An 11,201-nucleotide genomic window follows, 5' to 3' on the forward strand; every position below is an offset into this window, starting at 1 on the left:
TCGGCGAGTACGGCGCGCAGGCCGAGGACCAGTTCACCGCCGCCCAGGAGACCGCGGGCGGCTACGCCGACGCCGCCGGCGAGGTGGCGCAGGACCCCGGCGCCGCGGCCACCGAGCACGTCCAGGACCGGTTCAACGGCCAGAACTGAGCCGTGCGGGGCCGGGGTTCCGGCCCCGGCCCGCAACGGGAACGGCCGCCACCCCCACAGGGGCGGCGGCCGTTCGCCGTCGTCGGGTGTCCGGTCAGCCGACCGGCTCGGCCCGCAGGTCCTTGCGCAGCTCCTTGGGCAGCGAGAACGTCAGGCTCTCCTGCGCGGTCTCGATCCCCTCGACGGAGTCGTAGCCGTACCCGGCCAGCCGCTCCAGCAGGTCGCGCACCAGGATGTCGGGCACCGACGCCCCGCTGGTGACGCCGACCGTGGTGACGCCCTCCAGCCACTCCTCGCGCATCAGCGACGCGTTGTCGATCAGGTGCGCGGCGTCGGCGCCGGCCTCCAGGGCGACCTCGACCAGCCGCACCGAGTTGGAGGAGTTGTCCGACCCCACCACGATGACCAGCTCGCACTCGGGCGCCATGGCCTTCACGGCGTCCTGCCGGTTGGACGTGGCGTAGCAGATGTCGTCGCTGGGCGGGTCGAGCAGGTTCGGGAACCGGCGGCGCAGCGCGTCGACGGTCGCGTTGGTCTCGTCCACCGAAAGGGTGGTCTGCGACAGCCACGACACGTTGTCGGGGTCGCGCACCTGGACCTTGTCGACCTCGTCGGGGCCGTCCACGATCTGGATGTGGTCGGGGGCCTCGCCGCTGGTGCCCTCGACCTCCTCGTGGCCGGTGTGGCCGATCAGGATGATGTCGCGGTCCTCGGCGGCGAAGCGCTTGGCCTCCTTGTGGACCTTGGTGACCAGCGGGCACGTGGCGTCGATCGTCTTGAGCCGGCGGCGCGCGGCCTCCTCGTGCACCACGGGCGAGACGCCGTGGGCGGAGAACACCACGATGGCGCCCTCGGGCACCTCGTCGGTCTCCTCCACGAACACGGCGCCGCGCCGCTCCAGCGTGCTCACGACATGGGTGTTGTGCACGATCTGCTTGCGGACGTAGATGGGGGCGCCGTACTGCTCCAGGGCCTTCTCGACCGTGACGACGGCGCGGTCCACCCCGGCGCAGTAGCCCCGGGGCTTGGCGAGCAGGACACGGCGGCGATTCGTCGCAGTCATGCCCCCATCCTACGGGCGCCCCGCCACCCAGGGCCCCCGCTGTGACCGGACCCACCGCCGGGGCCCGCGCCACCGGGCGGGTGCCGTTCGATGACCGGGGGATAACGGTCCGTGCACTATTCCGTCGCGGCGCGGCGAAAGCATTCACATTCAACGCACTTCAGACGACCCTTACTCCCCTATTCTGGTTGACCAGCGCAGCGGGGAACCGTCGCGGCGGTCCGCACGGGGGCGGTTCCTGGTCCGATCCCGGGGAGCGCGCCGCCACCCCACACCTTTGCCGAGCATCAGGAGCCCCCAGTCCCATGTCGAACCCGTCCATCGCCAGCAAGCTGATGTCCAAGGTCAAGGGCATTTTCGGGTCGAAGGACCGCGCCGCCTCGACGGCCGGCGCCGCCGGGCCCGACACCCCCGCGCAGGAGCGGCCGGAGCGGACCGCGGCCTCCGCCGCGCGGGAGACCGCCAAGCCGGAGGCCGCGAAGCCGGAGGCGGAGCGGGAGAAGACCGAGACCGCGTCCGCGCCGGAGACCGCGAAGCCCGAGGCCGCGCCCGGCGGCGACGCCCCCGGCACCGCGCCCGCCCCCGAGGGCGCCACCCCCACCATCGAGCCCGGCGCCGACGCCACCCAGGCCGCCCCCGCGCCCGCCGCTGAGGCCGGCCCCGGCGGCGCCCCCGCCCAGGAGCGCGTCGAGGAGCAGACCGCCGGCACGGCCTCCGCCTCCGCCACCGGCCCCGACGCCAAGGCGGGCGCCACCCCCGAGGAGCCCAAGGCCGACGAGCCCGCGCTCGTCGCCCCGGGCGAGGAGGCCGCCGTCGCCGAGGAGCTGGCCGCCGCCGAGGCCACCACCCAGGTCGCCAGCGACGAGGTCCTGGAGAAGGTGCGCCGCGGCAACGCGCCCGCCGCCGACGACCTGGCCGTGCCCGGCTACGACGACCTCACCCTGCCCTCCATCCGCGCCCGGCTGCGCAAGCTCACCCTGGAGCAGGTGCGCGACCTGCGCGCCTACGAGGTCGCGCACGCCGAGCGCCCCGAGTTCATCCGCATGTACGACAACCGCATCGCCAAGCTCACGGCCGAGGGCGCCGCCGAGTAGGCGGCGGAAAGGGGCGGCCGTGCGCACGGCACTGGTCCTGGGCGGCGGCGGCATCACCGGCATCGCCTGGGAGCTCGGCCTGCTCGCCGGGCTGCGCGGCGCCGGGCTCGACCTCACCGGCGCCGACCTGGTCGTGGGCACCTCCGCCGGGTCGGTGGTCGGCGCCCAGGCCACCTCCGGCGCCGACCTCGACGACCTCTACGCGCGCCAGCTCCGCCCACCGCGCGGCGAGGCCGCCGCCCGCATGCCCCGCACCGCCCTCGCCCGGTGGGCGTGGGCGTTCGTGCGCGAACGCGACCCGGACCGCGCCCGCGCCCGGATCGGCCGCATGGCGCACCGCCGCTCCACCTCCTCGCCGGCCGAACGGCGCCGGGTGATCTCCGCCCGGCTGCCCACCCGCGACTGGCCGGACGGCACCGACCTGCGCGTCGTCGCCGTCGACGCCCGCACCGGCCGCCGCGCCGTCCTGGACCGCGACAGCGGGGTGCCGCTGCTCGACGCGGTCATGGCCAGCTGCGCCGTCCCCGGGGTGTGGCCGCCGGTGCCGCTGCGCGGCCGGCCGCACGTCGACGGCGGTGTGTACTCCGCCACCGGCGCCGACCTCGCCGCCGGGTGCGACCGCGTGGCCGTCCTCGCCCCCATCGCCCGCGGCCTCGGCCCCGTCCGCTCCCCGGCCGCCGAACTCGCCGGACTGCCCGGCGCGCCGCGGACCGCCCTGGTCGTCCCGGACGCCGCCGCGCGGGCCGCCATCGGCGGCAACGTCCTCGACCCGGCCCGGCGCGCCGCGGCGGCCCGCGCCGGCCGCGCCCAGGCCGAGCGGGCCGCCGACCGCGTGGCCGCCGCCTGGACCGCCGCGGGGTGACGCGGCGCCCGCCCGCGTCCCCGGAATGACCCCGGCCTCCTCTACGCTCGGGGCCATGGGTATGGAGAGCACCGCCGAGGCGCCGCAGCCGGTCCGCGTCGTGCTGCAGGCGGTCGGCGGGTGGATCGGCCGCCTCGGCCGCATCTGGGTCGAGGGCCAGATCGCCGAGTTGAACCGGCGCGGCCAGACGGCGTTCCTGACCCTGCGCGACCCCGTCGCCAACGTGTCGGTGCGGGTGGTCTGCCCGGTGCGGGTCCTGGAGGCCGCGGCCCCCGCCCCCGAGCAGGGGGCGCGCGTGGTCGTGCACGCCAAACCCGACTTCTACGTCGCCCGGGGGACGTTCTCGCTGCTCGCCCTGGAGGTCCGGCACGTGGGCCTGGGCGAGCTGCTGGCCCGCCTGGAGCGGCTGCGGTCCGTGCTCGCGGCCGAGGGGCTGTTCGCCGACTCCCGCAAGCGCCGACCCCCGTTCCTGCCGGGCACGGTCGGCCTCATCTGCGGGCGCGGTTCGGCGGCCGAGCGCGACGTCCTGGAGAACGGGCGGCGGCGCTGGCCGGCCGTCCGCTTCGAGGTGCGCGAGGTCGCGGTGCAGGGCGACCGCGCGGTGGGCGAGGTCGTCAACGCGCTCAAGGAGCTCGACGGCCTGCCCGGGGTGGACGTCATCGTGATCGCGCGCGGCGGCGGGTCGCTGGAGGACCTGCTGCCGTTCTCCGACGAGGCGCTGGTGCGCGCGGTCGCCGCCACGCGCACCCCCGTGGTCAGCGCCATCGGCCACGAGCAGGACACCCCGCTGCTCGACCTGGTGGCCGACGTCCGGGCGTCCACGCCCACCGACGCCGCCAAGAAGGTCGTGCCCGACGTGGGGGAGCAGCTCCGCCACGTCCGCCAGCTCCGCGACCGGGGCCGCCGCGTCCTGCAGGGCGGTATCGCCCGTGAGCAGGCGTGGCTGGCCGGCATGCGGTCGCGGCCGGTCCTCGCCAGCCCGCTGCGCGAGATCGACCGGATCACCGAGCAGATCGAGGGGCTGCGCGACCGCGCCCGCCGCTGCGTCACCGCGTCGCTGGACCGGGCCGGCGACGGGCTGGCGCACACCCGCGCCCGGCTGCACGCCCTGTCGCCCGCCACCACGCTCGCCCGCGGCTACGCAGTCGTGCAGCGGGCCGACGGCGCCGTGGTGCGCGCGGCCGCCGAGGTCGCGCCGGGCGAGGAGCTGCGGCTGCGCTTCGCCGAGGACAGCCTGACCGCCACCGCCGGGGGGACCGGCGGCGAGGACACCGACGACTGAGGGGGAGACCGTGGCTACCGATACCACCACCGAGGACACCACCGAGGACACCGCCGGGGACACCGGCGAGGGCGGCCCGGCCGCCGAGCCCGCGCTGGGCTACGAGGAGGCGCGCGAGGAGCTCGACTCCGTCGTGCGCCGCCTGGAGTCGGGCGGGTTGACGCTCAAGGAGTCGCTGGCCCTGTGGGAGCGGGGCGAGGAGCTGGCCCGCGTCTGCGAGCAGTGGCTGGAGGGCGCCCGCGCCCGGCTCGCCGCCGCCGTGGAGGACGCCGGGAACGACCCCGACGCCCCGTTCTGACCGGCGGCCCGGCCGGGACCGTCAGCGCGCCGCCCGGGGGTCGCGCGGGGCGCGGCGGGCGCGCCCGTTGACCTCGTCGCTGAAGGCGCGGACGCTGCCCGGCAGCCCGCGGAACACGGCGATCACCAGCACCAGGGCGGTGCCCAGGAACAGCCACGGCGCGGCCTCGGCCAGCCGGGTGGCCATGCCGATCGCGACGCCCCGGGCGAACCCGGCGGAGCCGAGGGTCAGGACGGACTCGGCGGCGAGGGCGGCGGCGAAGTAGGCCAGCGGGGGGCTGACGGTCAGCGACAGCAGGTCGGAGGGGCGCACCAGGAGCGCCGCCGCGACGCACACCGCGACGAACCCGCCGCCGTCGACGGCGGGCAGGCCCAGGGCGTGGGCGGCGAGCGCGGCCGCGAGGCTGCCGGCGACCACGGCGAGGACCCCGCCGCGGCCGGTCAGCCGGAGGCCGCGCCGCCGCGCGGCCGGGGACGCGGCGGGGACCGCCCCGGAGCGCGCGGGGCCCCGCCGGGGCGGGCGCTCCGCGAGGCGCGCCGACTCGTCTGTACCCTCCGCCTTGTGCGTCACCATGGCCGCAGCTCCCTAATATGACTCACGGTATTCAGTGTGTCACTCTCGGTGAAAGTTCCGGCTCTTCCCGGGGTGTCGTGTCGCCGTCGGCCACCGGGTCACCGAAGGCCGGCCCGTACAGTTCGACGCGGGGGTCCACCGCTTCCGCTCCGTCCGATTCATGCCCGTTCTGCGGCGTTTCGCGCATGCCGCCGGCGAGTTCCGGCGCCGCCATCGGCCGCGCCTGCTCGGTCACCCCGGCGGGCCGGTCCAGCTCCCCGTCGACCAGGCCCAGCTCCTCGAACCGGCGGGCCGTCACCAGCACCCGGCTCTCCAGCGACCCCACCGCCTGGTTGTAGGCGGCGACCGTGCGCGACAGCGACCGCCCCAGCCCGTCGACGTGCCCGCCGAGCGTCGCCAACCGGGCGTGCAGCTGCTTGCCCAGCTCGAACACCGCCCGCGCGTTCTCGCTCAGCGCCTCCTGCTGCCAGGCGTACTGGGCGGTGCGCAGCAGCGAGATGAGCGTCGTCGGCGTCGCGATGTGCACCCGGCGCGCCATCGCGTGCTCCAGCAGCGCCGGGTCGGCCTCCAGCGCGGGCGCCAGGAACGCCTCGCCCGGCACGAACAGCACCACGAACTCGGGGGCCGGGCTGAACGCCGCCCAGTAGGACTTGGCGGCGAGCTGGTCGACGTGGGTCCGCAGGTGGCGGGCGTGCGCGCACATCCGGTCGGCGCGGGCGGCGTCGTCCTCGGACTCCGCCGCCTCCAGGTAGGCCGCCAGCGACACCTTGGAGTCGACCACGATGTTCTTGCCGCCGGCCAGCCGCACCACCATGTCGGGGCGCTGCCGGCCGTCGTCGGTGCCGGCCTGCGCCTGCTCGTCGAAGTCGCAGTAGGCGCTCATCCCGGCCAGCTCGGCCACCCGGCGCAGCTGCAGCTCACCCCAGCGGCCGCGGGCCTCCGGCCGGCGCAGCGCGGTGACCAGCGCGCGGGTCTGGTCGCGCAGCCGCTCCGAGCCCTCGCGGACGTACTCGACCTGCTGGGCGAGCTGGGCGTGCGCCGCGCGCCGGCCCGCGTCGACCTCGCGCAGCTGGTCCTGCACCCGGCCCAGGGTCTCGGTCAGCGGGGCGACCAGCCGCTCCACCGCCTGCCGCCGCTCGTCCATGTCGCGGCCCGCCTCCAGGCCCACCGCGCGCAGCCGCCCCTCGGCCAGCTCCATGAAGCGCTGGTTGGTGGCGTCCAGGGCCTGCGCCGACAGCGCGCGGAAGCGGTCGGCGAGCTGCTCCTCGACGTAGGCGGCGCGCTCCTCGGCGGCCCGGGCCTCGGCCCGCGACTCCGCGGTCCGCCCGCGCGCCAGCAGCCAGCCCAAGGCCGTGCCGACCGCGATTCCCACCAGCAGCACCAGGATCACGCTGAGACCGTCCATAGCGGCCCATGCTCTCAACCCCGGGCGCCCCCGGCCCGCGCGCCACGCGCGCGCGGGCGGACATCACCGGACATGTCACCCCGGGGGCGGTGGGCGGCAGGCGTCGATCGCGGCCTGCCAGGCGGCCGCCGCCGCCCACACGGCGGCGGACACCGGGTCGGGGGCGAACAGCCACATCCGGCAGGCGGGGCGGCACCGGCAGCCCGCGATGACCGCCCGCAGCGGGTGCGGCGGCGCCCCGCACAGGTGGTACCAGCAGTAGTCGAGCGGTTCGAGCAGCGCCATCAGCCGCTCCTCGACCCCGCGGTCGGGCGGCACCGCGCACAGCAGCCACGGCCGGAAGCGGCGCAGCACCTCCAGCCCCCCGGCGACCACCTCGGGGACCGCGTCGCCCGTGTCGACCACCGCGGCCGCCGGCACCACCGCGGCCCCCTCGCGCCAGTGCGCCAGGGTGTCGACGCGCACCGGCACCCGGCCCGCGCCCGGCCGGAACCCCGGCGCGAGCGTGTTGGCGGTGTCGGCGACCGGCGACAGGTGCAGCGCCCCGACACCGCTGTGGTTGCTCAGCGCGAGTTCGACCACCCGCACGTCGAGCCCGTTGTCGCGGACGATGCCGCGCGCCGTCGCGGCCACCCGCGGCGCCGGCTCGAACGCGTAGGCGGTACGCCCGGCGCAGGCCGCGGCGACCGCGGACCACACCCCGATGTTGGCCCCGATGTCGAGCACGGCCCCCGGCCGGCCGGCGTCGAGCGCCGCCAGCAGGACCGACAGCGGGCCGCCGCAGTGGCCGGCCAGCCCGTCCGCCTCCAGCCGGCGCGGCACCCGGGCGTCGCCCGGCGCGGAGATCCGCAGCGGCGGGAGGGCGGCGCGGCCGGGCGGCACCGGCAGGGCGAGGTCGAAGCGGCGCACCCGCGGCGGCACCAGGGCGGGGTCGAGGCCGCCCAACCGCAGCGGGAGCCGGATGCGGATCTGCCGCGTGGCGTGGCGGACCGCGGGATGGCGGCGGACGAACGCCCGCACCTGGCCGGGTACCACTGGGCTCCCCCCTGGGGTCGGGCGGGCGGAGGCGCGGCGGCGCGGCCGCCCGGCATGTCGTTCGAACGTACTCCGCCGGAGGCGTTTCCGCAGGCCGTTTCCTCCGAAGATGGCCCCGGACCGCTGAAACGTCCCCGTGCGCCCGGGGCCCCGGCGGGGTCCCGGCACGGCGCCGGAGGGCCGCCGACCGCCTAGACTTCGTCCCTGTGAGCCTGTCCATCGGAATCGTCGGCCTGCCCAACGTCGGCAAGTCCACGCTGTTCAACGCCCTGACCAAGAACGACGCCCTCGCGGCGAACTACCCGTTCGCCACCATCGAGCCCAACGTCGGCGTCGTGGGGGTCCCCGACCCCCGCCTGGAGAAGCTGGCCGAGATCTTCGGGTCCGCCAAGATCATCCCGGCCACCGTCGACTTCGTGGACATCGCCGGGATCGTCCGCGGTGCCTCCGTCGGCGAGGGGCTGGGCAACCAGTTCCTGGCCAACATCCGCGAGAGCGACGCCATCTGCCAGGTCATCCGCGCCTTCGAGGACGCCGACGTCACCCACGTCGACGGCGACGTCGAGCCCTCGCGCGACATCGAGACCATCAACACCGAGCTGATCCTCGCCGACCTGCAGACCCTGGAGAAGGCGCTGCCCAGGCTGGAGAAGGACGCCAAGCGCAACGCCAAGGACCGGCACGCCCAGGAGATCCTGGCCGCCGCCCGGTCCGCGCAGGAGCTGCTCGACGGCGGCACCAGCCTGTCGGCGGGCGCGGCCGCGGCGGGCATCGACCTCGCGCTGGTGCGCGAGCTGAACCTGCTCACCGTCAAGCCCTTCATCTACGTCTTCAACCTCGACACCGACGAGCTCGGCGACGAGGCGCTGCGCGCCAAGCTGTCGGCGCTGGTCGCGCCGGCCGAGGCGATCTTCCTCGACGCCAAGATCGAGGCGGAGCTCGCCGAGCTCGACGACGACGAAGCGGCCGAGCTCTTGGAGTCGATGGGGCAGACCGAATCCGGGCTGGCGCAGCTCGCCCGTGTCGGGTTCGCCACTCTCGGGCTGCAGACCTTCTTAACGGCCGGTCCGAAAGAGGCGCGGGCCTGGACCATTAAGAAGGGGGCGACGGCGCCCGAGGCCGCCGGGACCATCCACACCGACTTCCAGCGGGGCTTCATCAAGGCCGAGGTCGTCTCCTACTCCGACCTGGTCGAAGCCGGTTCCCTCCAGGCCGCCAAGGCCGCCGGGCGCGCCCGCATGGAGGGCAAGGACTACGTGATGGCCGACGGCGACGTCGTGGAGTTCCGCTTCAACGTCTGACCCGCCGGGGACCCCGTCGGGCGGACCGCAAACGCCACACCCGCCTTCCCGAACAGCGCTACCTTCCTTTCCGGTCGGGCCGGATATGGCCCGTTGACCCCGCCGGTTTCTTGGGTTCTGCTTGTATTGCCCTGGTAGGGGTTATTGGTCCCCCATGGACCGGGGTAGAACGTGCGGTCGGGGAGAAAACGCGGACGCCATTGGCGGCCCGGATCCGAACAATGCCTCACCATAGGTATGGGGTAGACATGGCTTCGGGAAAGCGGCCTTCGGGCTGGGACCCGATGGATGGGGAGGCGTGATGGCCCGCAGGTCGACCGCGCGGCGCGGCGGCGCACCCGGCGAGGGTGCCCCTGGCGACGACGCGTACGACACCTTCGACCCCCCCGCCGGCGCCCCCCGCCGCGGCCGCCGGCCGCGCGCCGGGTCAGGCGGGCGCTGGTGGGTGTGGGTCGGCCGGGCCGTGCTCTGGGCGTTCATCCTCGTCGTCATCGTCAACGGCGTCTGGGCGCCGCTGCGCGGCGGCCTCGGCCTCGCCGAGTCGTCCGGCCAGACCGAGGCCCCCGCCGAGGAGCCCGCCTTCCCCGAGACCGCGGCGGCCGCCTTCGCCACCCGCTTCGCCGAGACCTACCTCAACACCTCCGGCACCGAGGGGCAGGAGCGCGCCGACGCCCTCGCCGCCTTCGTGCCCGAGGGGCGCGCCACCGCCTTCAACATCGACGGCGCCCTCACCACCGAGGACGTCCGGGTGGTCGCCACCGACGTGCGCGACGACCACAACGCCGTCGTCACCCTGACCGCGGACGTCAACGGCGAGCCCATGAGCCTCGACGTCCCGGTCTACGCCGCCGACGACACCTCCCTCGTGGTGTCGGGCCCGCCCGCCCTGCTCGCGGCCCCCGACCGGGCCGAACTCCCCGAGGCCGCGTCCGCCGAGACCGACGCCGCCGCCCGCGAGGAGCTCACCCCCCGCCTGGAGGGCTTCTTCGGCGCCTACGCCGAGGACCCCGACTACCTCTCCAGCTTCATCGAGCCCGGTGCCCGCGTGTCGCCGCTTCCGCAGGGCACCCTGGAGTTCGCCGAACTCGACGACGTCACCGTCCCCGCCGCGGCGGCGGGCGAGGGCGACGTCCGCCAGGCCACGGCCACCGTGGTGTGGCGGCTCGCGGGCGGCGACGCCGACGCGCCCGCCGACCTCACCCAGAGCTACCAGATCACCGTCGTCAAGGACGGTGAGAACTGGTATGTGCGCGACATCCAAGGAGCCCCGCAGTCGTTCGGCGAATAGGGTCGGGACGCCGACTGGGACAGCACGCAAGGAGATGACGGATCATGCAGTTCAGATGTGCGGCACGGGAGGACGGCGACTAACATGCTCCCCCTCCTGACCAGCGCCGCGTACGCGGCCGCCGATCTCGCCGGCCCGATCGTCCTGGCGGCCACGGAGGACGCCCCCGACACCTCCGGCCTGGCCGACTTCCTCCGGGGATTCTTCGGGCCGCTCTTCCTGGTGATCGTGTCGGTCGTCGCGATCTTCTTCCTGTTCACGCGTGAGATCACCCGGTTCGCCCAGTTCATCGTCCTGGCGATCTTCATCGGGATCGTGTTCTACGTTCCGGGGATCATCGAGGTCACCGCCGTGGCCATCGCGCGAGCCATGGGCGTGTCGACCGAGTAGGGAGGCCGGGGACGTGGACCTGCCCACGTACACCAACATCTGGCGTATCGAGAAGCGGCTGTACAAGCTCTACGACTTCCGGCTGCCGCAGCCGCTTCCCGTCGTCTCGCTCGGTGTGTACCTGGGCACCTGCGCCGTGTGGTTCGCCCTGATGAACATCATCGGGGTGCCCTGGGTGACCCCGTGGCACGTGGTCTGGCTCGTCCCCCCCTTCGTCATCACGTTCTTCGCGACCCGCCCCGTCATCGAGGGCAAGCGCCTCACCGAGCTGCTCCTGTCGCAGGGGCGCTACCTCACCGAGGCGCGCGTCTACACCCGGCTCGCGCCCGAGCACGAGCCCGCCGAGGTCCGGGTCACGGTCCGCGTCTGGCACCGCGACCCGGCCGCCGGCCCCCTGCCCGCGGTCGCCCGCCGCCCGGCCAAGGGGCGCGGCCGCGCGCAGCGCGCCCGCCGCGCGGCCG

12 protein-coding genes are annotated in these 11,201 nt (G+C 75.4%); 8 read left to right on the forward strand and 4 right to left on the reverse strand.

Annotated elements, in window-relative coordinates; translation table 11 throughout:
- Nucleotides 1-243: 243 nt before the first annotated feature.
- Nucleotides 244-1,212, reverse strand: coding sequence for a 4-hydroxy-3-methylbut-2-enyl diphosphate reductase (locus tag NT8_RS24135; protein ID WP_067974109.1), 969 nt, complete (start codon nt 1,210-1,212; stop codon nt 244-246).
- 305 nt (nt 1,213-1,517) lie between these two features.
- Here NT8_RS24135 and NT8_RS24140 point away from each other — a divergent pair, with 305 nt between their 5' ends.
- The 4 genes from NT8_RS24140 (at nt 1,518) to NT8_RS24155 (ending at nt 4,748) form a co-directional block, all read left to right on the forward strand.
- Nucleotides 1,518-2,306: a hypothetical protein gene (locus NT8_RS24140; protein ID WP_067974112.1), complete on the forward strand. Its 789-nt coding sequence runs from the start codon at nt 1,518-1,520 to the stop codon at nt 2,304-2,306.
- A gap of 19 nt (nt 2,307-2,325) precedes the next feature.
- Complete coding sequence (locus NT8_RS24145; protein WP_067974116.1) at nt 2,326-3,168, forward strand: patatin-like phospholipase family protein; 843 nt, start codon at nt 2,326-2,328, stop codon at nt 3,166-3,168.
- A gap of 55 nt (nt 3,169-3,223) precedes the next feature.
- Nucleotides 3,224-4,450 (forward strand): exodeoxyribonuclease VII large subunit, encoded by a 1,227-nt coding sequence (gene xseA, locus NT8_RS24150; protein ID WP_067974119.1) that lies wholly within the window; start codon nt 3,224-3,226, stop codon nt 4,448-4,450.
- A gap of 94 nt (nt 4,451-4,544) precedes the next feature.
- On the forward strand, nt 4,545-4,748 hold the full coding sequence (locus tag NT8_RS24155) for an exodeoxyribonuclease VII small subunit (RefSeq protein ID WP_067974140.1): 204 nt from the start codon (nt 4,545-4,547) through the stop codon (nt 4,746-4,748).
- Nucleotides 4,749-4,769: 21 nt separating this feature from the next.
- On the opposite strand, the gene NT8_RS24160 is transcribed toward NT8_RS24155, so the two are convergent.
- The 3 genes from NT8_RS24160 to NT8_RS24170 all read right to left on the reverse strand — a co-directional run bounded on the left by NT8_RS24160 (nt 4,770) and on the right by NT8_RS24170 (nt 7,761).
- Nucleotides 4,770-5,321 (reverse strand): DUF6542 domain-containing protein, encoded by a 552-nt coding sequence (locus NT8_RS24160; RefSeq protein ID WP_245646312.1) that lies wholly within the window; start codon nt 5,319-5,321, stop codon nt 4,770-4,772.
- Nucleotides 5,322-5,352: 31 nt separating this feature from the next.
- On the reverse strand, nt 5,353-6,726 hold the full coding sequence (locus NT8_RS24165) for a DNA recombination protein RmuC (RefSeq protein ID WP_067974122.1): 1,374 nt from the start codon (nt 6,724-6,726) through the stop codon (nt 5,353-5,355).
- A gap of 75 nt (nt 6,727-6,801) precedes the next feature.
- The gene (locus NT8_RS24170; RefSeq protein WP_067974125.1) at nt 6,802-7,761 is read right to left on the reverse strand and encodes an FkbM family methyltransferase; all 960 of its coding nucleotides are present in this window, start codon (nt 7,759-7,761) and stop codon (nt 6,802-6,804) included.
- Between the two features lie 206 nt (nt 7,762-7,967).
- On the opposite strand from NT8_RS24170, the gene ychF reads away from it, so the two are divergent.
- The 4 genes from ychF to NT8_RS24190 all read left to right on the forward strand — a co-directional run.
- On the forward strand, nt 7,968-9,062 hold the full coding sequence (gene ychF / locus NT8_RS24175; protein WP_067974127.1) for a redox-regulated ATPase YchF: 1,095 nt from the start codon (nt 7,968-7,970) through the stop codon (nt 9,060-9,062).
- A 301-nt stretch (nt 9,063-9,363) separates the two neighbouring features.
- Nucleotides 9,364-10,350, forward strand: coding sequence for a conjugal transfer protein (locus tag NT8_RS24180; protein WP_067974131.1), 987 nt, complete (start codon nt 9,364-9,366; stop codon nt 10,348-10,350).
- A gap of 84 nt (nt 10,351-10,434) precedes the next feature.
- On the forward strand, nt 10,435-10,740 hold the full coding sequence (locus NT8_RS24185; protein WP_067974134.1) for a hypothetical protein: 306 nt from the start codon (nt 10,435-10,437) through the stop codon (nt 10,738-10,740).
- 13 nt (nt 10,741-10,753) lie between these two features.
- Nucleotides 10,754-11,201, forward strand: a 448-nt coding sequence (locus NT8_RS24190; RefSeq protein WP_067974137.1) for a conjugal transfer protein, incomplete at its 3' end; no start/stop codon positions are given.

This window comes from Nocardiopsis trehalosi NBRC 14201 (assembly GCF_001552555.1).
In the GTDB taxonomy this organism is placed as follows: domain Bacteria; phylum Actinomycetota; class Actinomycetes; order Streptosporangiales; family Streptosporangiaceae; genus Nocardiopsis_B; species Nocardiopsis_B trehalosi.